Origin of the sequence: Paraburkholderia sp. BL17N1, assembly GCF_003634175.1 — a bacterium.
Classification (GTDB): Bacteria; Pseudomonadota; Gammaproteobacteria; order Burkholderiales; family Burkholderiaceae; genus Paraburkholderia.
Map to the genome: position 1 here is coordinate 1 of NZ_RBIW01000002.1, position 21902 is coordinate 21902.

General features: G+C 61.5%; 20 protein-coding genes. 4 read left to right on the forward strand and 16 right to left on the reverse strand.

The features are described from left to right. The 6 genes from B0G82_RS19895 to B0G82_RS19920 all read right to left on the reverse strand — a co-directional run. Positions 1 to 1689, reverse strand: a 1689-nt coding sequence (locus B0G82_RS19895; RefSeq protein ID WP_147439536.1) for a VRR-NUC domain-containing protein, incomplete at its 3' end; no start/stop codon positions are given. A gap of 261 nt (positions 1690 to 1950) precedes the next feature. Continuing rightward, positions 1951 to 2538: an LUD domain-containing protein gene (locus tag B0G82_RS19900; protein ID WP_121308773.1), complete on the reverse strand. Its 588-nt coding sequence runs from the start codon at positions 2536 to 2538 to the stop codon at positions 1951 to 1953. After that, positions 2525 to 3919 (reverse strand): lactate utilization protein B, encoded by a 1395-nt coding sequence (locus B0G82_RS19905; protein WP_121308774.1) that lies wholly within the window; start codon positions 3917 to 3919, stop codon positions 2525 to 2527. Before B0G82_RS19905 ends, B0G82_RS19900 begins: the two co-directional genes overlap by 14 nt. Then, positions 3916 to 4659, reverse strand: coding sequence for a (Fe-S)-binding protein (locus B0G82_RS19910; protein WP_121308775.1), 744 nt, complete (start codon positions 4657 to 4659; stop codon positions 3916 to 3918). The genes B0G82_RS19905 and B0G82_RS19910 overlap by 4 nt, the downstream gene beginning before the upstream one ends. Before the next feature lie 758 nt (positions 4660 to 5417). Next, positions 5418 to 6908, reverse strand: coding sequence for an arylsulfatase (locus B0G82_RS19915; RefSeq protein ID WP_116145167.1), 1491 nt, complete (start codon positions 6906 to 6908; stop codon positions 5418 to 5420). 170 nt (positions 6909 to 7078) lie between these two features. Continuing rightward, a complete protein-coding gene (locus tag B0G82_RS19920) occupies positions 7079 to 8491 on the reverse strand; it encodes an anaerobic sulfatase maturase (protein WP_241974982.1) in 1413 nt (470 codons plus the stop codon). A 434-nt stretch (positions 8492 to 8925) separates the two neighbouring features. Here B0G82_RS19920 and B0G82_RS19925 point away from each other — a divergent pair, with 434 nt between their 5' ends. Beyond that, positions 8926 to 9327 (forward strand): DUF202 domain-containing protein, encoded by a 402-nt coding sequence (locus B0G82_RS19925; RefSeq protein ID WP_199730143.1) that lies wholly within the window; start codon positions 8926 to 8928, stop codon positions 9325 to 9327. 146 nt (positions 9328 to 9473) lie between these two features. After that, positions 9474 to 10292: a hypothetical protein gene (locus B0G82_RS19930; RefSeq protein ID WP_147308705.1), complete on the forward strand. Its 819-nt coding sequence runs from the start codon at positions 9474 to 9476 to the stop codon at positions 10290 to 10292. Positions 10293 to 11114: 822 nt separating this feature from the next. Here the strand turns inward: B0G82_RS19930 and B0G82_RS19940 are convergent. The 4 genes from B0G82_RS19940 to B0G82_RS19955 all read right to left on the reverse strand — a co-directional run bounded on the left by B0G82_RS19940 (position 11115) and on the right by B0G82_RS19955 (position 16809). Then, complete coding sequence (locus B0G82_RS19940) at positions 11115 to 11861, reverse strand: FadR/GntR family transcriptional regulator (RefSeq protein ID WP_116145175.1); 747 nt, start codon at positions 11859 to 11861, stop codon at positions 11115 to 11117. 181 nt (positions 11862 to 12042) lie between these two features. Beyond that, the gene (locus tag B0G82_RS19945; protein ID WP_121308778.1) at positions 12043 to 13824 is read right to left on the reverse strand and encodes a peptidase S10; all 1782 of its coding nucleotides are present in this window, start codon (positions 13822 to 13824) and stop codon (positions 12043 to 12045) included. A 186-nt stretch (positions 13825 to 14010) separates the two neighbouring features. Beyond that, positions 14011 to 15189, reverse strand: a complete 1179-nt coding sequence (locus B0G82_RS19950) for an aminotransferase class I/II-fold pyridoxal phosphate-dependent enzyme (protein WP_121308779.1) — start codon at positions 15187 to 15189, stop codon at positions 14011 to 14013. A gap of 138 nt (positions 15190 to 15327) precedes the next feature. Continuing rightward, a complete protein-coding gene (locus B0G82_RS19955; protein WP_116121838.1) occupies positions 15328 to 16809 on the reverse strand; it encodes an RNA polymerase factor sigma-54 in 1482 nt (493 codons plus the stop codon). 511 nt (positions 16810 to 17320) lie between these two features. On the opposite strand from B0G82_RS19955, the gene B0G82_RS19960 reads away from it, so the two are divergent. Beyond that, positions 17321 to 17662 carry a BON domain-containing protein gene (locus B0G82_RS19960; protein ID WP_116145181.1) on the forward strand — a complete coding sequence of 114 codons (342 nt, stop codon included), beginning with the start codon at positions 17321 to 17323 and terminating at the stop codon, positions 17660 to 17662. 206 nt (positions 17663 to 17868) lie between these two features. Here B0G82_RS19960 and B0G82_RS19965 read toward each other — a convergent pair whose 3' ends face one another. Next, on the reverse strand, positions 17869 to 18321 hold the full coding sequence (locus tag B0G82_RS19965) for a PA2169 family four-helix-bundle protein (RefSeq protein ID WP_106278314.1): 453 nt from the start codon (positions 18319 to 18321) through the stop codon (positions 17869 to 17871). Between the two features lie 369 nt (positions 18322 to 18690). Between B0G82_RS19965 and B0G82_RS19975 the strand changes: the two genes are divergently transcribed. Continuing rightward, on the forward strand, positions 18691 to 18933 hold the full coding sequence (locus B0G82_RS19975) for a hypothetical protein (protein WP_116145185.1): 243 nt from the start codon (positions 18691 to 18693) through the stop codon (positions 18931 to 18933). 106 nt (positions 18934 to 19039) lie between these two features. Here the strand turns inward: B0G82_RS19975 and B0G82_RS19980 are convergent, their stop codons facing one another. The 5 genes from B0G82_RS19980 to B0G82_RS40125 form a co-directional block, all read right to left on the reverse strand. Then, complete coding sequence (locus tag B0G82_RS19980; protein WP_121310731.1) at positions 19040 to 19621, reverse strand: hypothetical protein; 582 nt, start codon at positions 19619 to 19621, stop codon at positions 19040 to 19042. 93 nt (positions 19622 to 19714) lie between these two features. Then, a complete protein-coding gene (locus B0G82_RS19985) occupies positions 19715 to 20059 on the reverse strand; it encodes a DUF1488 domain-containing protein (RefSeq protein ID WP_106278318.1) in 345 nt (114 codons plus the stop codon). Further along, the gene (locus B0G82_RS19990) at positions 20056 to 20619 is read right to left on the reverse strand and encodes a DUF4142 domain-containing protein (RefSeq protein WP_121308780.1); all 564 of its coding nucleotides are present in this window, start codon (positions 20617 to 20619) and stop codon (positions 20056 to 20058) included. The genes B0G82_RS19985 and B0G82_RS19990 overlap by 4 nt, the downstream gene beginning before the upstream one ends. 102 nt (positions 20620 to 20721) lie before the next feature. Further along, complete coding sequence (locus B0G82_RS19995; protein WP_121308781.1) at positions 20722 to 21273, reverse strand: type 1 glutamine amidotransferase domain-containing protein; 552 nt, start codon at positions 21271 to 21273, stop codon at positions 20722 to 20724. 147 nt (positions 21274 to 21420) lie between these two features. Further along, on the reverse strand, positions 21421 to 21762 hold the full coding sequence (locus B0G82_RS40125) for a hypothetical protein (protein WP_012427309.1): 342 nt from the start codon (positions 21760 to 21762) through the stop codon (positions 21421 to 21423). Positions 21763 to 21902: the final 140 nt, after the last annotated feature.

Below are 21902 nucleotides of genomic sequence, written 5' to 3' on the forward strand. Positions count from 1 at the left end.
GCGCACATCGAGCACGCGCACCGGCATGCCGTGCTGCGCGCAATACGCGAGCCAGCGAATCTGGTTGTCCTGCAAGCGGTCGCCCGGGCCCTTCACTTCGATCAACTCATAGCGGCGTTCGGCCGGCCAGAAGCGGATCAGGTCCGGCAAACCGGACCGATTGCCGCGCACGTCGCGCAGCAAGCGTTCGAACCACAGCTTCAGATGCGCGGCCGGCAGACAGTCGAGCGCCAATGCAACGAGTTCCGGCGTAAGCAGCCCCCAGAACACGAACGGCGATTGCAGCCCCGCCTTGCCATGCAGATGCCGCACAATCGTCTCGCGATAGGCACCGCTATCGAGTTGGTCGAGACACTCGGCGAACAGCTCCGCGCGACGCGCATGAAAATCCGGCGCGTGCAGATCGGCCGGACCGCGCTGGAACGGATGAAAAAACGCGCCGGGCAACGCCGCAAAAACCGGCTCCCAACACAACAGCCCAAACAGCGAATTGATCAGCGCGTTCTCGACGTAGTGCACCGGCGCGGTCTCGCATGTCAAATGATCGCGGGCGACGTATTCGACCGGCATTGGCGCCTCGGGTCGCGGCAGCACCAGCGTCGTGCGCTCGACCGGGCGAGCGGCAGGCACACGCGCGACCGGTTCGCCGCGCTTGCGCTGCAAACGCGGCAGCATGCGCGCGACGCGTTGCGCCTCTTCTTCGCTCTCCGGCGCGGCGGCGGCTTGCGAGGCCAGTGCGAAAGCATCGTCGAAACGCTCGCTGCGTTCGAGCACGCGCATGCGCCGATGACGCGCGCCGGGCCACGCGCAACGCTCATAAACGGCGAGCGCCGCCGCCCAGTTCTGCCGACGCTCGCACAGGTAGCCGATGCGGAACAACAATTTCGCGCGACGCGTTTCAAGCCAGGCGTTGGCCGTTTCAATGGAGGCGACAGTGGCGACGATCTCTTCGATTGCCGCCGCTTCCGCCTCGCCACCGGGTAACCATTCGAGCGCTTCACGACACGCGTGCAACGCGAGATAGACGTCGACATCCGCGCGCTGCTGGAACGCGCGCGACGACGGCGCGAACCCCACTTTCTCGTACTGGAACACGCCGAGATCGGCGAGCACGAACTCCGACCACTCCTGCTGCAAATTGCCGAAGAACATCAACCGCAAGCGTTCGCAAAGCGGCGCGATCGCCACGTGAAAAACGCGGTCTTCAGTTCGACCGTGCCATGCCGAAAGCGCAAGCGCAGTGGCGCCTCCCTCGTCGTTTTCGCTTGCATAAAACGGGCGGAGTGTTTCCAGCAAGTCGGGCTTGCGCAGGCTCCTTGCGCCCGGAATCATCGCGATGGCGTCTGAGAAAATCTCCATCAACTCGGCACGCGTGGTGAGCGCGAACAATTCGTCGAGCGTGAGTCCCGGTTCGGTGTCGACCCAGCCGAGCGCCGCAATTGGCGCCGCTGCCTGCAACGGGCAGCCGATCTCGTCGTAAGACAGGCGGCTCGCGCGGAACAGCGTGCCTTTGCGCATGAGCATGCGAACCAGCAGCGCGCGCGAAGGCTGCGGCAACGCGGCGAACTCGCGCAGAAACGCTTGCTCGTGCGCGTCGAACAGATCGTCGTAACGCTGCGCGAGCCACGCCAGGGCGCGCTCGAAATTCAGCAGATAGTAGAGGGCGTAGGGAGAGACGGGTGTCGCCACGGCACTTTCATGAAACCTGTATGTTTATACAGTGATGATAGCAAACTCCGTGGCCGGCCCGGCCACACGGCCTTGTGGCGACATCATGGCGCGGCTTGAACGTACCGCCATGCGAATCCGTCCGCGCACCGCTTTACCCTCAGTTGCTCCACAACGGCGACGAAGTATCGGAGATGCCGGAGTTCCATGTCAGCAGAGTGACAGGCTTATCGAACGGGATGCCGCATTGTGCCATTCGATCGTGCCGCCGCTACCGCATTTTCATTGCGCCGCCAGCCACACCACCGTCAACGAACGCACGCCTTGCGCGCCGCGAATCAGCACGCCCTCGATATCCGCCGTCGCCGAAGGTCCGGTAACGAGCGCCGCGTAACGGGCGTCACGGAAATCATCGCGCCGGTACACGTCCTGCAAGCCGTCGATCAGTTGCGCCGGGTCGAGCAGCACGACCAGATGCTGCACGATGTAGCCCAGCGCGTTGACCACATACTCGCGCTCGCTGAACCACACCGAGCCGGTTTCGGCGACGCCGAAGCGCGCCCGCACCACGCCCACGTCGATATCCTGTAGCGAAGCGGGTTCCGTGTCGGCGGTGAGCGGGCGCGTGCCCGACACTTCCGCGCTCGCCGAAGCCACCGACGCCTCATCGCCGAAGCGCTCGCGAATCAGCCCGCTCACCTCGGCAGCAGAAGTGGCTTCGACGCAGGTGCCGCCCATTGCCTGCAAGGCCGCCGTGAAGCGCGCGCGCAGATCGCCGCCCGCTGCGTCGAAGAGCGGCACTTCAGGCCGTGGCCGCGCCGGTGGCTGTGCCTGCCGCACCTTGTCCAGAAAAGCCTCACGCGTTGCCATTGCCGCCTCCACGATTCTTCTTGTACCAGGCGTGGAAGGTCAGCTTTGGCGCCTCCGGCAACTCGCGTTGCTTGCCCCAGATATTCAGCGGGTTATACAGCACGAAATTCGGCAGCCGCCGCAGCGCGCTGCCCATCGACGACACCGTCGCGCGATATAACGTTGGGCTCGCCAGCAAACGCCCCGCCATCTTCAGCACTTCCTGCTTCACGAACGGCACTTCATGGCGTTCGGCAATCACCGTGCGCCATTTGTAGATCTGCTCGTGAATATTGATCTGCACCGGACACACGTTGGTGCAACTGCCATTGAGCGTCGACGCGAACGGCAACGCGCTATAGCGCTTCAGATCGAAAGTCGGATTGATGATCGCGCCGATCGGCCCCGAGTAGGTGCCGCCGTACGACAGCCCGCCGCTGCGCCGGTACACGGGACAGGTATTCATACATGCGCCGCAGCGAATGCATTTGAGCGAATACCAGAAGTCCTCCATGGCGAGCCGCTCCGAGCGGCCGTGATCGACGAGGATGAAATGCATCTCCGTGCCCGGACGCGGCGCGCGGAAATGCGAGGTGTACTGCGTGATCGGCGAGCCGAGCGCGCTGCGCGACAACATGCGGATGAACACGCCGAGGTCGGATACTTTTGGAATCAGCTTCTCGATTCCAATCGACGCGATATGCAACGGCGGCACATTCGCCGACAGATCCGCATTGCCTTCGTTCGTACACACCACCACCGTGCCGGTCTCCGCCACCGCGAAATTGCAGCCGGTCATGCCGGCGGTTTTCTCGCGCACGAAGTACGGCCGCGTGTTCATGCGCTGGCTTTCCGCCAGGTAGTGAATGTCGCTGTTCTTCGGATCGGTGCCGATGGTGCGGCCGAACAGTTCGGCGACATCGGCGCGCAGTTTGTGCACGGCCGGCACCACCATATGGCTCGGGTCCTGATGATCGAGTTGCTGGATGCGTTCGCCCAGATCCGTTTCCATCACCGTGATGCCGCGCGGTTCGAGATACTCGCGCATCTTGCATTCGTCGGTGAGCATTGACTTGCTTTTGACGAGCGTGGTCATGCCGCGCTCCGACATGATCTGGTGCACGAGCGCGTTGTGCTCTTCGGCGGTGGCGGCCCAATGGACGGTCACGCCGTTAGCCTCGGCGGCCGCCGCGAACTGTTCGAGATACTGCGACAGGTTCGACAGCGTGTGCTCCTTGATACCCGACGCCAGTTCGCGCATGGTCTCCCATTCGGCAATGCCGTGCGCCTGCACGTCGCGCTTCTCGCGCAAATCCCATAGACGTTTGTCGTGAAACGCAACATGCTCTGTCTTGCCGATGAAAGCGCCCGCCGCTTTCGCGTGATCGATCCGGTTGCTCATGCGCGTGCTCCGTTGAGGACCTGCGCGATGTGGATGAAGCGCGCATCGGCTTTCATGCGTTCGGCGCAGCCTTGCTGATGCATGAGACACGACATGTCGCCCGAGACGATATATTCGGCGCCCGCGTTCAGATGATCGCGCACCTTGTCCTGCCCCATGCGCACCGACACCGGCTCTTCGGTGACGGAGAACGTGCCGCCGAAACCGCAGCATTCGTCGGGTCGCGCCGGCTTGACGAACTCGATGCCCTTCACGCCTTCGAGCAAGGTACGCGGCTTCGAAAACGGCGTGCCCGCCACTTCCGAAATCGAGGCCTCCTTCAGATGCCGCAACGCGCTGCAACTGTTATGCAATCCGACGCGATGCGGGAACTCAGCCCACGGAAATTCACGTGCACCGATCACGTCGTGCAGAAACTCGACGAGTTCATACGCGTTCGCGCGGACCTTCTTCACTTCGTCGGTTTGTTCGAGCGCGGTTAGATGCTCGCGCACGTGATGGATGCAACTCGCCGACGGCCCGACGATGTAGTCGTAACCGGCGAAGTTGCGCGCGAACACACGCTCGGCGCCGGCGGCCTCCGCATGCGCGCCGCTGTTGGCCATCGGCTGGCCGCAGCAGGTTTGCTCCTGCGGATAGTCGACCTCGATGCCGAAGCGTTCGAGCAATTCGAGCGTGGCGATCCCCACTTCGGGATAGAACGCGTCGATGAAGCACGGGATGAACAGGGCGACTTTCATAGGCTCTTTGAAAGGAAAAGCAGCAGCCGGCGATTCACCACTCTACTGCGGAATGGCGTTGGTGAACCAGCATGGCGCCGCGGCGGCGTTGCACGATCGTCAAGGATTTCGCCGCGCCAGCCTGACTGGTAAGGTTGGTCTGACCAAGAATATAAGGAAGTCCAGAAAGCGTGTCAATGGCGCGATGGCGACGGATGACAGCTTGCGTCGCGCGAATCGGAAACGCTACGCGCAGTTATCGAGACTTGTGACCAGGCGGTCCGTTCGGGTCGATATACGGGTTATGGTTTTTTCGCCTCGTGTCCGAATGCGTTTCGGACAATCCTGCGCCGCTGGGCCACATCAGCCGCGGCGATGTCGGGAAACGGAATTCGTTGGACTAGCGCGCGGTTAGTTAGAGTCGAAAGCACGGAATTGCCTGGACTATCCGGAATCGGCAGCGCCAGCTAGCAAAACCGGTCGCTGTGGCGTGATCGTTTTCGGAAGGCGACCGGCACTTGCCGAGCGGCCTCCGACCTCTCCGGCCCATGAGTCCGCTTCGTCGCATAAACCAGCCGTTCGACTGCACATGCCAGCGCAGGCGCGTCGTCGTTACGAAACCGAACAGTCATTCACGACATGGCCTTCGCGTCGCCATTAGTCTCTGGTGAGATCAAGAAGGATTGCAACTCAGTGGAAATCCGGTTAGAAGCTCCGAGCAAAACGGCTCAGCAATCTACACATTGCTGAGCCGCTCGATTATTCAGACTTTGCACACATCAATGCCCTGCGCCGCCTCCCGCGTCGTCGAGCTGGCGCATCACCGCATCGAGATTAAAGGAGGCCGCCTTTTGTCGGGGCGGATATTTCTTGAAGTTTTCTAGCTGAGCGGCCACCACGGCTTGCATCCCATAGATCAGATACGCGTGGGAAATCATCCAGTCGTAGTAGGTATTCGAGTTCTCGTCGGCGCGCTCGAATGGGTCTCGCCTCAGATTGAACATCTTGGGAATCCGTAGCGGAACAAACGGTTCAGACCAGCACGCCAACTGTTTCGCTCGCTGCTCTCGCAAAACCGCTTTCCAGTCACCGACACGGATTGCCATGATGTCACCGTCGTCGCTAATATAGAAAAACGACTGACGCGGGCTCTCTTTCACTTCGCCGGTCAGATAGGGCAGCATGTTGAAACCGTCTATGTGAACCTTGAATGTCTTTTCTCCTGCCTTATGACCATTCAGCAGTTTCGTTTTGATATCGGGTTCGCCCGCTGCGGCGAGGAAGGTGGACATCCAGTCCTGATGCGTCACGATCCCGTTCAGTATTGAGCCGGCGGGAATTTTCCCCGGCCATCGCACGAATGCAGGAACGCGCCAGCCGCCTTCCCAGTTCGTGTTCTTTTCAGAGCGGAAGGGCGTGATCCCCGCGTCGGGCCAACTGTTGAAATGCGGGCCGTTATCTGTTGAATACATCACAATGGTATCGTCGGCAATGCCGAGTTCATCCAGCTTCGCGAGCATTTTGCCGATGTTCTCGTCGTGTGCAACCATCACGTCGTTGTAGTCGCCCTGGCCGCTTTTGCCTTTGTGTTTTTCCGCGCAGTGGGTTCGGAAATGCATCGCCGTCGTGTTGTACCAGAGGAAAAACGGCTTGCCATCTTTATGAGCCTGGTCGATGAAAGCAGACGCGTGCTGAGTCGTCTCATCGTCTATCGTTTCCATGCGCTTCTTTGTGAGCGCACCCGTATCTTCGATTTTCTGCCCACCTTTGCCATCTGACCAGCAATGCAGTACACCACGCGGCCCGAAGCGCTTCTTGAACGCAGGATCTTTAGGGTAGTCCGGGTCCTCAGGCTCCTCCTCGGCGTTCAGGTGATAAAGGTTGCCAAAGAACTCATCGAAGCCGTGCATGGTGGGGAGAAACTCGTCCTTGTCGCCCAAGTGGTTCTTTCCGAACTGCCCCGTGACATAACCGAGTGGCTTCAACATTTCAGCAATGGTCGGATCCTCTGCGGACAAGCCAAGATCAGCGCCCGGCATGCCGACCTTGGTTAGCCCTGTGCGAATCGGATTCTGCCCGGTAATGAATGCGGCACGTCCGGCAGTACAACTCTGCTGTGCGTAGTAGTCCGTGAAGGCAACGCCTTCGTTGGCGATACGGTCAATATTCGGCGTTCGATAACCCATTTGCCCCCGGCTGTTAAAACTTATGTTCCACCAGCCGATATCGTCGCCCCAAAGTATCAGGATATTCGGTTGCTTTGTTGCCATGATTGCTTCCACTCCTTTCCGATAGGACCCGATCGGCTTTTCTTCAGATCGGGCGAAGAAGCTGCATTAATGACTGAACAGCAGCAGCAAAATGTCAACACGATGTCGCGCATTGGCAGGGAAGCAGCGAACATTGCCTGCTGGGCCGCTCATCACCTTGCGCTGTAATGCTATGCCCCAGGCGTTGCTGTTTCGAAGGAGGCGCGAGGCGATTTGTCGCCATGACAAAATCTGAATTTGCGGCCGCTGCCGCAAGTACATGGCGCATACGGCCCACGTCGCTTATCTTCGCTTGCGGTGATTGCCATGATGTCGGACGCAGGGTGTCCCTCGCGAAATAGCTTTGCCATCTTCTCCATGGCGGGCCGCGATCGCGTGAAAAACAGTTCGAGTCCCTGACACAGGTAGTTTTGGCCCGCCTCGCCGTCGCGCGAGAGTGCGAAGCGATCTTTCGGGCAACCACCGTTACATAAGGGCCTGACTTCGCAAGTCCTGCATTGCGCGGTTAGCGAGTCACGTTTGTCGAGGCCGAACTTGCGCTGTTCGGGCGAAGCCATGAGCTTCACCATGTGCGTCTCGTGAATATTGCCTAACCGGTATCCCGGTTCGACGAAGTGATCGCACACGTAGAGATCGCCGTTATATTCCAGCGCTGGGCCAAAGCCGCAGGTCGGCGCATGAATGCACAGCAGATGGCGACCGAAGAAGGCTTCCAGCGTGACATCGAACAATTGAACGAAGACGCGGCCGACATCGTGCCGGACCCATTCTTCGAAGACATCCATCAGGAAGAGCCCATACTGCTGTGCGCCGACGGAGCGTTCGGTGACCAGATTGCCTGTCTGCGTGTACAGCACACGTTTGCGGCCGCCCTGTTCACTCCAGCCGAGGTTGGCCAACTGAATGGTCTGTTCCGTAGCGCGTTCGATGATGGGAATGAACTGCACCCATTTCGCGCCGAGTTCGTCGCGAAAGAAACGATAAACCGCGCGGCCGTGATGCTGATTGGCGGCGTTGACTGTACACAGAATGTTGAACTCCACCCCGTGCTTGCGCAACGCGTTCCATCCGCGCATCACCATGTCGAAGGTGCCGTTGCCGTGGCGATCGACGCGATATGCATCGTGTATCGCACGTGGACCATCGACACTGAGCCCGACAAGAAAATTATTCTGCTTGAAAAACTCGCACCATTCATCGTCAAGAAGAATGCCGTTGGTCTGGAAGGTATGCTGCACGACCTGGCCGGGTTTGCGGTGCTTTTCGACCAGTTCAACCGCCTGCCTGAAGAACTCGACCTTCATCAGCGTCGGCTCGCCACCTTGCCACGCCACCGTCACCTCGGGGCTGCGATGCGACTCGAGCAGTTGCCGGATATACGTCTCGAGCGTCACTCGCGACATGCGATGCTTTTCGTCTGGGTAAAGCGCCTCCTTCGACAGGAAGAAGCAGTATTTGCAATCGATATTGCAGGTGGACCCGCTTGGCTTGGCCAGTAAATGAAAGCGTGGCGGCGCGTCGGATAACGAGGCTTCGGTAACTGATGGCTGATCTTGAACGGATGCTGCGGTGCGAGAAAGCAACGTGGCTTCCATTGCGATGGTCCCTTGTGACAGTCAGCGTGCCAGCAAGACCTTAATCCGCGTGGCGATGCCGTCCATGTGGCGGTGAGATGTCGGTCCCGATATCGCGCAATTCGCGACTCGCAACACAGACGTGTTGGTTATTTAAGGCTGCATGGTTAGGGAAAGCAAACGCAATTTTGATATTTCCCGTTTTAAACGCATTGAGCGATCTGGCTGAATACGATGCTGCGGCGGTCCTGCCGTGCGAACGGGATGGAAACGACGCTGAGCATTTCGCGACTTCGTTTAAAACTTCGCTTAAAAGACCGGAGGGTCTGGCAATCGCGTGTAAGGTGAACTAGATTAGGTTGGCGCGTATGATTGCTCGGCTCCTGCGGGGCCGCCCGGCCTTTGCGGCCTGCGCGCGGCCCCGCAATCCATTCGGAGATGGCGTGACTAACCCGGAAGCACGATCGACGAACGAACTGGCCGAGGATAGAACCGACTTAGCGGCGAAGCGCACGCTGATGGCCGCCGACCGCACGTTAATGGCATGGATCCGTACCGCGCTTTCGATGATCAGCTTCGGATTCACCATCTATAAGGTGTTGCAAGGTTTTACGGATGCCGGCGTGCATCTGGCACATCCGAACAGCCCCCGAAGCGTAGGGCTTTTCCTCACTGGCATGGGCACGGTCTCGATGGTGCTGGGCACGATCGAGTATTGGTCAGCAATTGCCCGGTTACGCGCTTTTCAACGCGTTAGCGTCTGGCGACCCACGTTTTTTATTGCACTGCTTATGGCCTGTTCGGGGAGCTTCGCTTTTCTGAGCATTATCATCAGGCTCCTCTGAGGCAAAGTGAAGTACGCGGCGCCGTCTTCATCCTGGGCAGCCCGATCGTGTCGATATTGCAACCCTGTGACTACACTCGCGGTTGCGCCTAACTAAAGTTCTCAGCGCGCGTACTACCGCTTCTATCAACCGAAGGCGCTCATGCCGTGACTGAAATTCTGATGATCCTGCTGAAGGTCTCGGTCGTCGTCACGATCGTTGGCGTAGGCGCGGGAGCGTCGCCCGCAGACGTGACCTGGTTGTGGCGGCGGCCCATGCTTATGGTACGTTCGCTTGCCGCAATGTATCTGCTGGTCCCGCTGGTTGCTTTCGGCCTTGTGCTGGCGCTCCCGATCGAGCCCGGGGTCAAAGCGGCCATGCTGGTGCTCGCCGTCTCTTCCGGCGCGCCAATGTTGCCAAAAAAGCTCCGGAAGTTGGGCAACCAGGAGTACATCTTCAGCCTGCTGGTGACGTCCTCTTTTGTGGCTATCGTCGCCGTGCCTCTTTGGATAGCAGCCCTTGACGCTTATTTCCAGGTCGCGGTGGCGCTGCCACCAAGCACCGTGTCGATAGCGGTAGCCAAAGCCATTCTATTACCGCTCGGGATAGGCATGGCGCTTCACGCGCTTTTCCCCGTGTGGTCGGAGCGACTTTCGCAGCGCCTGATTGCAATCGCCGGCCTCGTCCTGGCAATATCCGGATTCATGCTGCTGATCGTCAACAGGCAATTGCTATCCGATATGAGCTGGCCAGCCATACTCGCGCTCGCGGCGTTGATGATCTGCGCACTGGCCATCGGTGAATTGCTGGGGGGACCGGCGCGGGATGACCGAACGTCGCTTGCCATAGCTTGCGCGACGCGTCATGTGGGGGTTGCCGTGGTGGTCGCCGGGGAATTTGTTGGCATAAAAACCTCGGTGATGATCGTCGCTTACTTTCTCACGGTGATCGTCGTTTCAAGCATCTATCTCACGTGGCGCCGATGAGCGCGAGCGTCCGTCACCCGCTACGCGTTCAACACGATATTCGAAAGATATCCATCGGCTGGGCTGTGAAGTCAGGTACTAACCTTATCCACGAACCTGTGTGCAGGCTGGCGCGCGCCGACCGGTTTGCTGGTGCTGCACCGGCCACTGCGTTACGTCCTCGAAATATCTCACTCAACGTATCTCGGGAGTCACGCGAACATCCTCGGTTTCAATCAGTTGACATCGCTGGGCGCCGGTATCGAAATCGACACGGGTGCAGTGACGAAGCTCTTTGCGCGGCTTCGCATCGTTGCGCGATATGCTTTCGCAAGGACGTGACGGGCGCATCGATCGGCCTCGCGCCCAGCTTCTGATCGACTCCGAAGACGCGCCAGACTTTGTTGGTCTACCATGGCAACTGGCGCTGTATCAAGCAGCAGCGCACGCTTCTGTTTGTGGCGGAACGGTTGCTGTCGCGCTGTCAGCGGACATGGGTCGGAGAATACTGGATGGCCGTTGTGGCTGCACGCAGCCTTTCGAACCGCCGCAACGCGGGCCGCTCGCGCGCTCTGACAAATCCAACGGGTTCGCGTAGCAAATCCCGCGAGTGCAGTTTATTCGGCGGCGCGCCATCTCACGCGTGACCGAATTTGTTGCTAAGTGCTTGATTTTTGATGACGCCGCGTCCAACGAATTCCGTGTCGCCGCGGTGACGGCAATGCTGGTTTTCTTTTTGCACTGATAGCAACTGGCCGGAGCTGACCACGTGGCCCTTCCGGGGACGATTGAAGGGCGAAGACTAAACCCGACAGATGCCGGCCAGTCGGCGCGCCCGCGCGATCACGAAACCACACTCGACGAAGGCTTCGCCGCATCTTCCTTGTACATTTCGCGCACGAAGGTCAGATGACGCTCGGCGGCCTTGCGCGCCTTTTGCGCGTCGCGTGCCATGACGGCGTCGTAGATGGCCTGATGCTGGCTCATCAACTGCTTTTCCATCGCGTCGTCGTAATCGATCAGCCGATGGTACTGGCGCATGCCCTCGCGAATCAGCGTATGGATGCCGTGCATCACATGCGCGAGCGCGATGTTGTGCGTAGAGTCGGCGATCGCGAGGTGAAACGCGGCGTCCAGTTCCGCGAGATTGACGCGATCCTGAGACTGCGAGCCGGCCTTCAACGCCTCGAACGCGACGCTGATCTTTTTCAGGTCGGCGGCGGTGGCGCGCTCTGCGGCATACACCGTCGAAATCGCTTCGAGCCCCTGGCGCAACTCCAGAATATCGGCACTGGTGCGCGGATTCTGCAGCAGCAGCTCGGCGAGCGGCTTGGAGATGATCGGCGCCGTGACATCGACGACCGTAAAACCGCCCCGCCCCGATGTCTCGATGTAGCCGTCCGCTTCAAGCCGAATCAGCGCTTCCCGCAACGACGGCCGCGACACGCCGAGCTGCGTCGCCAGATCGCGTTCAGCCGGCAAGCGGTCGCCGGGCATCAGCGTGCCGTCCGAGATCAGTTGCTTGATCTGGTCGGACACCACGTCGGACAGCCGTTTGCGCGTGAAGGACTGGATCGGGAGAAATGGCATGGGCAGCGGTGAGTAAAGCCGGTTGAGCGAGCGGTTTTCAGCCCGTGGAGAGTGTCCAAACACGATGCGTTGCGACGTTGCAGTCGCGCTTGAACGTTGCAACGAATTATACCGTTCAACGGAACACGCCGAATCCGGTTGGCACGCGAGCCCGCCGGCGTTGCGTGTCGTCGGGAACCCGCTAGCGCGCACCCGCCGCGTAGAAAACCGCCAGATCGCGCCGGAGCGTGTGCAAGGCCGCGTCGTCGAGATAGATCATGTGACCGGTCGGATAGTAGGCGATTCGCACATTGGCGCGCAGCGGCCCGTCCACGCCCAGATGCGCGAGCGCGTATTCTGTCGCGTAGAACGGCGTGGCCAGATCGAAATAGCCGTTCACCGACATCACGCGCAACTGCGGATTCTGCCGCATCGCTTCAGCCAGATCGCCGGCCGCATACGGTACGGGCAAACGCTCGCCCCACCACTCGCGGTGCTTCCAGTCCCATTGCGTCAACGCTTCGTCGTTGAAGACCCGGTAGCGGTCGGCCGGCGTGAAGTGCAGGTCCTGAGCAAAATGCTGGTGCAGCGCCGCGTCGAAAGCACTCGACACGCTGCTCACCGAGGCGTCGTAGTCGGGGCGATCCGACACGCTGTCGAAGTCGATGCCCTCAAAACGCGCATCGTAACGGCCGACACTGCGCGCCTGATCGCGCAGCAATTCACTGCGATAACGCGACGGATAGAGACGCAGGCGGCTGCGCTTCACATAGGCGACATCGAGGCCGGTGAATTGCGCGACGCGCGCGGCGATCGCGTCGCGCTCGGCGTCGGGCAGCGCATCGCCTTGTGCAAGGGCTTGCGCATACGGCCCGCGTGCGAACGCGCGGGCTTCGTCGAGGAAAGCCGGCAGACTGGCCGGCTTCGGCACGATCTTGCCGTGATACCAGGCGATCGCCGCGAAGCTCGGCAGATAGCTTTCGCTTTTGAAATCCGAGCCAGCCGAAAACGCGGCCGAATCGAGCACCGACGACATCAGGATCACGCCATTAAGCGCGATATTGTTCTGCCCCAACTGATACGCGAGCATCGCGGCGCGCGCGGTCCCATACGATTCGCCGAGCAGATACTTCGGCGAATTCCAGCGCTGGTTCACCGTCAGATAGCGGTCGATGAATTGCGAGAACGCGTCGACATCCTTGTCGACGCCCCAGAAGTCTTTGCCCGTGCCATGACCGACGACGCGCGACAAGCCCGCGCCGACGGCGTCGATGAAGACGAGGTCGGTGCTATCGAGCAGGCTGTCGGGATTGTCCGCGAGCGTATACGGTGCGGGCGGCGTGATATCGGGACTCGCGGTACGCACCCGCTTCGGCCCGAAAGAGCCGATCATCAGAAAGACAGTGCCGGCGCCCGGACCACCGTTGAATAGAAACGTGACCGACCGCGTCTGCGGCGTTTTGCTGGCGACGGTGTAGGCAAGATAAAAAACGCTCGCGTTGGCCTGCCCCCTCTTGTCGCGCAACAGCAGGTTGCCGGCGGTGGCCGTGTAGTCGATCTTGCGGCCATCGAGCCGAATGGAATGCTGCGTGACCGACGAGGTTTCCGGCGGTACGGGAATCCCCGTCGGTTCCGCTTTCGCGTCGCGCTGCGCCGTGCTGCCAGACGCTTCGTTCTGCGCCGACGCGACGGCGCGTGGCTGCCGAGACGCGCGTTTCGGCGCCGCATGCGAGTCCTGCTGCGGTTGGCCGTTCGGCTCCGCGCTCTGATTGGGCTGGCCGCTCACGAAGCGGGGCGCGTCCGGCTCCGATGCCTCGGTATCGGCGCTCGCTGCGGCTTCCGGCGAGTCGCCCGGTTCAGCCGCCGCGCACAGGGTGCTGAACATGGCGAGTGCAGCAAGCACGAGCGCCATCGCGACGAGCGCGGCCGCCATGGATCCCGCCATCAAGGATTGGCGCAACCAGAAGGTAAAGCGAAGGCCCATGAGTTTCCCGACGAGTGTCGATTGGCGCCGATGTCCGCAAGGTGCAGGCTTAAGACGAACTCGGCGCTCGATTTTTGACGCAAGCATTTACGGCGTCAATCGAAAACTGGCGAGAACACGCATTCCGCCCACGACGCATCGCCGCGTTACGCCAATCGAAAAGCAAACGAAACGTTGGCGAAAGACTCAACGACCCGGCAACGCGCCGACGAATGCAGCGATGCGTTCGCACGCGTCGATCAGACGCGCTTCGTCGACGACGAAACCCAGCCGCACGAAACCATTCGCCGTCTCGCCGAACGCACTCGCGTCGAGCAGCGACACGCCTTGCGCGCGAAACAGCTGCCAGGTGAAGTCGACCGTATCGAGGCCCGTACCGCTCACGTCGACCATCATGAACATGCCGGCCTCGGGCAACAGGCACCGCAAACCCGGCACGCGATGCAAACGCTCGAACACCACGTCGCGCCGGCGCCGGTAGATCTCGCGCATCTCGGCGGCGATCCGCGCCTTGTGCTGCAGAGCCGTCAAGGCGGCCTGCTGGATGAAGCCGGGCAAGCCGTAGAGCATGGCAAGCGCGAGCCGCCCCATGTGCTCGATCAGCTCCGTGGGCCCGATCGCCCAGCCCACGCGCCAACCGGCCATGGCATGCGATTTCGACAGGCTGCCGAGCGTTACGGTGCGCTCCGCCATGCCGGGCAACGCGGCGATGCTCACGTGCTCGCGTTCGAACGTCAACTCGGCGTAGACCTCGTCGGAGAGAACCCATAGATCGTGCCGGCACGCGAGCCGTGCGATACGTTCGAGATCGGCGCGTTGCATGACCACGCCGGTCGGATTGCACGGCGTCGCGAAGAAGATGGCTTTGGTGCGTGAGGTGACGGCGGCTTCGAGCGCGTCGCAGTCGACATGAAACGCCCGTGCCGGATCCACAGGCACTGTCACGAGCGTGGCGCCGGCCGCGCGCACGCAGGCCTCGTAGGTCAGATACATGGGTTCGGGGACGATCACTTCGTCGCCCGCTTCCAGCAGACACAGCGACGCGGCGAACACGCCGTTCTGCGCCCCCGCGGTCAGGATCACATTGGCGGCGCTCGCGGCGCAGCCGGTCATGCGCGTGTGTTCCGCGGCGATCGCCGCGCGCACCGGCTCGCGGCCAGACACGGCGCTGTAGTGCGTATCGCCGCCGCGCAAGGCCTCGATGGCACGCTCGACGATCGGCGCGGGCGTGGCGAAGTCGGGGTCGCCCACGCTCAGGACGATGACGTCTTCGCCTCTCGCCTCCGCCTGCTGCGCGACACGATGGATTTCCCACGCTGAGGTGCGCCGGCCTTGCAGGCGTTCGACCAGATTCGAGTACTTCATTCACTGCACCCCGTTTCCCATGGACCCGCCAATGTAAAGGGGCGCGCGCGAAACGTCCAGATACGAAAAAGCGCCACGCGAACAAACAGTCTCGCGTGGCGCTCGGGCGTTGCCCCTGATTCGCGGGGCGCGGCGCGTTTAAATCTGGCGGCGCAACTCCGCCGGCGGAACCTTCATCAGATGCCGGTATTTCGCCACGGTGCGGCGCGCCACCAGCACGCCCTGATCGGCGAGCATTTTGGCAAGCGTGACGTCCGACAGCGGATCGTGCGTGTTTTCCGCAGCGATCATTTCCTTGAGCAGTGCGCGCACGGCAGCCGCTGAACAGGTGCCGCCGCTTTCCGTGCCCAGTTCGCGCGGGAAGAAATGCTTGAACTCGAAAATACCGCGCGGCGTGGCCATATATTTGTTGCCGGTGGCGCGCGAGATGGTGGATTCGTGCAGGCCGAGTTCGTCGGCGACATCGCGCAGCACCATCGGCTTGAGCGCGATTTCGCCGTACTGGAAGAAGGCCTTTTGATGCGCGACGATGCATTCCGCCACGCGCTGAATCGTATCGAAGCGTTGTTGCGCGTTCCGGATCAGCCAGCGTGCTTCCTGCAATTGCTGCGCGAGCGGTGAACGGCTGGCGCCGGCCGACTGCGCGAACAATTCCGCATACATGCGATGGATGCGCGCGCGCGGCTGCACCGCGGGATTGATCGTTACGACCCACTTGTTGCGGACCTGACGCACGATCACGTCCGGCACCACGTAGTTGTCTTCGGTGCGGCCGTAGCTGTTGCCCGGCTTCGGATCGAGCTTGCGCACCAGCGCGCAGGCCACGCGCAGCTCTTCCGCGCTGCAGCCGATCTGCTTCTGCAGTTCAGCCTGCTCGCGACGCGCGAGCCGTTCAAGATGATGTTCGACGACTTGCCGCGCCACGTCGCGCCCCGGCGTGTCGGCGGGCAACGCATTCACCTGCAGGGACAGGCATTCGGACAACGAGCGCGCGCCCAGACCCGGACGATCGAGCGACTGGACAAGACGCAGCGCCACCAGCAATTCTTCTTCGGTCAGTTCCGGTTCGAGATCGACGCTGGCCGCGAGATCGGAGAGTTCCTGACGCAGATAGCCGTCGTCGTCGAGCGCTTCGATGATGAAGCGAGCCACCGCGCGGTCGCGGTCGTCGAGGCGATAGAGGCGCAGCGAATCGTGCAACTGCTCACGCAAGGTCGGCTGCGAGCGCGCCCATTCGGCGGGGTCGCTGCTGTCCGAGTCGCCGTTCTGGCGCGTGGAACTGCGGCTGCTGTAGTCGCCGGAGAAGTCGCCGGGCATGTCATCCTGGCCCGCGCTTTCCAGCGTGTCGTTGGCGCCGGATTCAGACGGCAGCGCATCGGGTTCGGCGGTTGCGACCGCGTCGGTGGCGGGCAGCGCGCCGCCGTCTTCGCCGGAGGTCGCGGTTGCGAGCGCTACGTCTTCCGTTTCCGACGAGTCGTACTCGAGGAACGGATTGGTGTCGAGCGCGGTGCGCAACTCCTGCTGGAACTCCAGAGACGACAACTGCAACAGACGCACCGATTGCTGAAGACGCGGCGTGAGTGCGAGAGACTGCCTTGTGCGTAGTTCAATGGAAGGCATTGTAGTGAGGTCCCTTTGATAGCGAAAATGGGTGAGTAGCCCGTTTAGAGCAACTGTCGTACCACCTCGCGCAACGCACTGTTTTTTCTACGCTTTGTGTTTTCAGGCCCGCCAATTGCGCAGGCCGCCGGGCGCCTTTTTTACAAGGTCCCGGCAAATTCCGGTCCCTCCCGCCGACAGCCGCCACGCGTGGCGTCGACGCACTGCGGCATCGTATTCGTCAGCCTAAATACTTGTGCCGTAACGGCTTTCCCGCTATCCCCAGGCTTCTGACGCCACGCCGGGCACACCGCTTGCGTCCTTGCACTATGTGGACGGACGCCGGTCCGTGCATGCCAGGTGCGCAAGCAACCCGGAAGCGAAACGCATGCACAGACCGTCGGCCGGTGTCGATAACGGGCCCTGACGGAACCGTAGCGGCAACGATCCCACGCGTGTCATCAGCGGTTTCGACCGCGATCGACCGCAGGCAACAAGACCGCAATTTTGATCAACACCCGAAGGAGAAACCATGAAGACCATCCAACTTCTGAAGACCGCAGGTAGCATCGCTTGTGTCGCTTTCGCACTGAACGCGACGAACGCCATGGCGCAAAGCAGCGCCCCGTCGGCGGCATCGGAAACCGTCGGCGAGCATGTCGACGACGGCGCCATCACCACCAAGGCCAAGGCGGATTTGCTGGCCGCGAAGAACGTCAAGTCGACGCATATCCACGTGAAGACCCGCAAGGGCGTAGTGTGGCTCACGGGCACGGTGCCTTCGGCTGACGACAAGGCAGCGGCCGGTGAAGTCGTGGAAGCAGTGAAGGGTGTGTCGAGCGTGAAGAACCATCTCAAGATCGCCGCCGAATAAAACGGCGGGTCTGGCCGGACAGGGTCGATCTCGGTCAGCACCGTCCGGTGCTCATGACTCACAGCAACGAAAAAAGCCATCCGCAATGCGAATGGCTTTTTTTACGTGCGGCTCGCTTTGGAGTTCTGCCCGTCGCAATCCGATGCGATCCGGCTCGATCCGAAACAACCGGCGCCCTTTTCGGGCGCCGGTCACTCACCTATTTCTTAACGCTTCGCCGCCGCATATTGATCGCGCAGATCACGCACGCGATCATGATTCTGCAGCACGCCCTGATACTGCCGCTCGACGATTGCCCGCACATCCGCCGGCAATTCCTTTTCGAGTGCATCGTGATAACGCTTCTTCGCGACGTCCTCGCCCTTCTCACACTCGGCGAGAATCTCGTGGTCGCTGCGATCCGTCACAGCCGATTTCACGTCGACCCAGCCGCGATGCAACGCTCCGCTCATGCTGCCGCCCGTTTCGGGCTTACCGCCCAGTCCTTGAACCGCGTCCTGCAATTCGCGCGCGCCGCGCGCGCAGTCTTCCGCGCGCGACAGGAACAGCGTTTTCAGCTGTGCGTCGTGCGCATCTTCGGCTGCCTTGCGAAAACCCTTCTCGCCATCCTTCGACGTTTCGACCAGATCGTTAAGCACGGAAACAACGTTCGTAGCCATTCAATACCTCCAGGGGTTTCGTTAGTCACGGAATCCGCCGCCGGAGATGAGTTGCCCGAATCGCGAGGCATTCTCCTTCCGGCGATGGAGTTCATAGATGCGTTCGCACGGCGCGTGCCCGGAACATGCGGCAATGAACGTTTGCGCGCTGCGTCGACGCGCGCGTCCAATCTTGCCAACACGCGTAAATCCTGCCCGCCGCTACGCGGCGTAATCGGCGGCAACGCCCCGCGCAGCGGGCCTCCGCTCGATGGCACAACGGTTGCTTAGTATGCTCCGCCCGAGCACGCGTGCAACGCAGCAACACACTGCAAGACGTGCCAACGGATTGAAAAGAATGGGCAAGCAACAACGACAGGGAGAATCACCATGAAGATCAGGAGCGCAGAATTTCTCGCCGCCGTCGCGATCATCAGCTCGGCAACTGTGATGCAGATTCGCGAACACGTGCTGGCGCAGGAAGCGCCGGCTTCGCAAGCGCAGGCTACGTCGCCGTCATGTGGCTTGACGCATGACGGCTTGGTGTCGGCCGCTTGCGAGGCGACGCGCGACAAGCGTCAGGTCGATCGAGCACCCCAACCGCAGCGCAATGCGCCGCAAGTCTGGGTTTGAGCAGGGATTTGAGTGCTGCTTGAATAGCGACCGGACAGGCAAAAAAGAACGGCCCGATCGATATCGGGCCGTTCTGCTAATTACCGCGATGAAAGCATTCAGCGACTTAAGCGCTCTTCTCGCTGAACTCGCTAAGCGGCACCGGCTTCTTCAACGGATCGAAGTCGGCCCAGCGCCCCTGCTGCCAGCGTCCGCTCGCCCGTTCGATCGCCATGCCGCCGGCTTCGCGCAGCACCCGCGCGGCATCGAACTGATTGTCCGGCGAGACATGCACGGCGACCAGCACGCCGGAATCGCGCGTCTCTTCATGGAATGCCGAACGATGGCCTGTGTGCCCGGCATCGCGCGTCCGGGACATGGCGCCCACCAGTGAGCCGACATACGCACCGACGCCCGCGGCAATCAGCGAGACGATGATCGGCGCGGAGAATGCCGCGAAGATCCCGACGCCCACCACCGCGCCGGCTACCGCGCCGATCGTGACGCCCATGCCCGCACCTTTGGGCGCGTCCTTCGCGCCGGCATCGGTGCCGGTGTCGCCGCCGATGGGATAGCGCGCGTGCTGACCGCGCGGATTGACGAAGAACAGCGTGACATCTTCCTCGACGAAACCTGCGTTGAAGAGCTTGGCCGCCGCGTCTTCAGCGGCGGGAAAAGTCGTAAAGCGTGCAGCGACGATGAGTGACATAAGGCCTCCTTGCATCGTTGATAGCGTTTGCGGACCATGCCGCCGCATTTCGTCGCGCGGCATCGCGCGCGCGAGCGGCGGCACGCGCCGGCCTTACGCCGTAGTGCCGCGATCCGGTTCCATGCCTTCCACTCTGAACAGTCCGCTATGCAACACTACGCCTTCACCGTCGTTCTGGTCGAGTGCTTCGGCGCAAACCGAACGGATACGTTGACGACCTTTATCGAAAGCCGACATCAGCGTGGCTTCCAGGGCGGAATCGGCGCCGAAATGATCCTCGAGCGCCTCGGCGGTAATCGTACATACGACCGGTTCGCCGTCCACTCGCGCCATGAAGCGCACGGTCAGGTTCGCTCCGTCGAAGACCGGCTTGTCGTCGGAAAAAGTGATCTGCATAAGGGAATCCTCATAGGCCGGCCGCGGCCGGATCGCATTCATGGCGAACCCTTCATTGCGCCGGCGAGTTGCTGCGCCATCGCGAGATGATGTTTGATGACCGGCAGCGCGTGCGCGGCCGCGGCCTTGAGTTGCGCGTCGGTGCCGCTGGTGCTTTCCTGCTGGAAGAGATCGACCGCTCGCTGGTGTGCTTCCACCCCAACCTGCTCGACGTAGGCCTGATCGAAATCCTTGCCCTTGAGCGTCTGGAGTTTGCCGACCAGCGCGGAATCCGCCGACGGCGTCGAGGTGAAGCCCTTCTTCGAGACGAGCGCCGCCATGCCGTGCGAGAGTTTCGTGTGATCCGTAATCATCTGCTGCGCGAATTTCTTCACGTGCGGATCGCTGGAATTCTTCAGCGCGACCTTGCTGGCCGCGATTTCAGTGGCGTCGGACTGCGACGCGTCCTGCACGAATTGTTGATCCGCAGGCGAAAGCTTCGTGCCGCTGACCGGCGCAGCGCTCGCCGGAGCGTCGCTAGCTTGCGCGTAGACCGCGCCGATGGACGCCGCACTCAAACTTAGCGCGACGGTCATCGCTTGTAGGGAATACCGGATTTTCATGCATTTTCTCCCAGGTCGCCGGATACGCCGAAGCGGAACCGATTAGACGGAGCGCAGCTTCATTCCACCTTCGCGCGCGCTTCGTCACCTTCGACACAACATTCATGCCGCCTTGCGCTTCGACAATTGCGCAATCAGCGTTTTGTTAAAGGCCGGGAGGTCGTCGGGCTTGCGGCTACTGATCAGATTGCCGTCCTCCGCGACTTCCTGGTCCACCCAGCTGCCACCGGCGTTGCGGATGTCGTCCTGCAGGCTCGGCCAGCTCGTCATCGTGCGGCCCTTGACGATTCCAGCCGACACCAGCAACCACCCGCCATGGCAGATCACCGCGATCGGCTTCTTTGCGCTGTCTGCTGCCTTGACGAAGGCTTGCGCCTGCGGCAGCAGACGGATGGCGTCGCCGTTGACCACGCCGCCTGGCAACACCACCGCGTCGTAATCGTCCGCGCTAGCCTTGTCGAAGGTTGTATCCACCTCGACGGCGTCGCCCTTATCCACGTGCTTGAAACCCTGAATCTTGCCGGGCTTCGCTGAAATCACATGCACCGTCGCGCCCGCCTCGACGAGCGCGCGTTGCGGCTCGATCAGTTCCGCCTGCTCGAATCCGTCCACCGCGAGTACCGCCACCTTGTAACCATTCAACGCACTAGCCATCCCTTATCTCCTTCGTTTCAGTGCCGGGCCGGCAATGCCGCGTGGCCGGCCCTTCGATTAATTCAATGTGAGCAAAGTACGTGCCCATACGTTCGGATTGCGCGCCCGGTTTACGCGCCCGCGTGACGCCTGCCGCCCGACGCCCGTTCACAAACCTTGCGGGTCATCGTCGAGGCCGTCATCGTCATTCGCCAGCGGATCGATCACACGGTCCGGCTCGATGTCCGCATCCGGTACCAGGGTGGAATCGCCGTCGGCAGCGGCGCGTTCACCTGTGCCGGCACGATCCGTATCGCTGCCGAGTTCGGTGTCGCCGGTTTCGAGCGCGTGATTGTCCAATTCGGTATCCACGTCGAATTCATGACGCTTCGCACCGGCGACATCGCTGCCGCTATCGGACGAATCGCTCGGGCCGAGCGCGCCGGTCGTGCCGGCGGTTTGTTTGACGACCTGTTGCGGCTCTTCATCGGGATTCAGGGTGCTGCTCATGGCGCTCTCCTTGGTTGATTCGCTTCGTTCGATACACGTAGCGAGCTTCCGCAAGGACTGTTCCGCCCGCTCGCGAAGCAGATCCGAAGCAACCCAGGCACCATGCCCCGCCGTGCCGACGCGAGCGCCGGGCATTGCCG

Coding starts and splice junctions, on each gene's coding strand:
- B0G82_RS19910 (WP_121308775.1), bottom strand. CDS start 4,659: ATGAAAGTCGCCCTGTTCATCCCGTGCTTCATCGACGCGTTCTATCCC.
- B0G82_RS19980 (WP_121310731.1), bottom strand. CDS start 19,621: ATGTCACTCATCGTCGCTGCACGCTTTACGACTTTTCCCGCCGCTGAA.
- B0G82_RS19915 (WP_116145167.1), bottom strand. CDS start 6,908: ATGGCAACAAAGCAACCGAATATCCTGATACTTTGGGGCGACGATATC.
- B0G82_RS19990 (WP_121308780.1), bottom strand. CDS start 20,619: ATGAAAATCCGGTATTCCCTACAAGCGATGACCGTCGCGCTAAGTTTG.
- B0G82_RS19945 (WP_121308778.1), bottom strand. CDS start 13,824: ATGGGCCTTCGCTTTACCTTCTGGTTGCGCCAATCCTTGATGGCGGGA.
- B0G82_RS19955 (WP_116121838.1), bottom strand. CDS start 16,809: ATGCCTTCCATTGAACTACGCACAAGGCAGTCTCTCGCACTCACGCCG.
- B0G82_RS19905 (WP_121308774.1), bottom strand. CDS start 3,919: ATGAGCAACCGGATCGATCACGCGAAAGCGGCGGGCGCTTTCATCGGC.
- B0G82_RS19960 (WP_116145181.1), top strand. CDS start 17,321: ATGAAGACCATCCAACTTCTGAAGACCGCAGGTAGCATCGCTTGTGTC.
- B0G82_RS19975 (WP_116145185.1), top strand. CDS start 18,691: ATGAAGATCAGGAGCGCAGAATTTCTCGCCGCCGTCGCGATCATCAGC.
- B0G82_RS19995 (WP_121308781.1), bottom strand. CDS start 21,273: ATGGCTAGTGCGTTGAATGGTTACAAGGTGGCGGTACTCGCGGTGGAC.
- B0G82_RS19985 (WP_106278318.1), bottom strand. CDS start 20,059: ATGAATGCGATCCGGCCGCGGCCGGCCTATGAGGATTCCCTTATGCAG.
- B0G82_RS19900 (WP_121308773.1), bottom strand. CDS start 2,538: ATGGCAACGCGTGAGGCTTTTCTGGACAAGGTGCGGCAGGCACAGCCA.
- B0G82_RS40125 (WP_012427309.1), bottom strand. CDS start 21,762: ATGAGCAGCACCCTGAATCCCGATGAAGAGCCGCAACAGGTCGTCAAA.
- B0G82_RS19950 (WP_121308779.1), bottom strand. CDS start 15,189: ATGAAGTACTCGAATCTGGTCGAACGCCTGCAAGGCCGGCGCACCTCA.
- B0G82_RS19940 (WP_116145175.1), bottom strand. CDS start 11,861: ATGCCATTTCTCCCGATCCAGTCCTTCACGCGCAAACGGCTGTCCGAC.
- B0G82_RS19965 (WP_106278314.1), bottom strand. CDS start 18,321: ATGGCTACGAACGTTGTTTCCGTGCTTAACGATCTGGTCGAAACGTCG.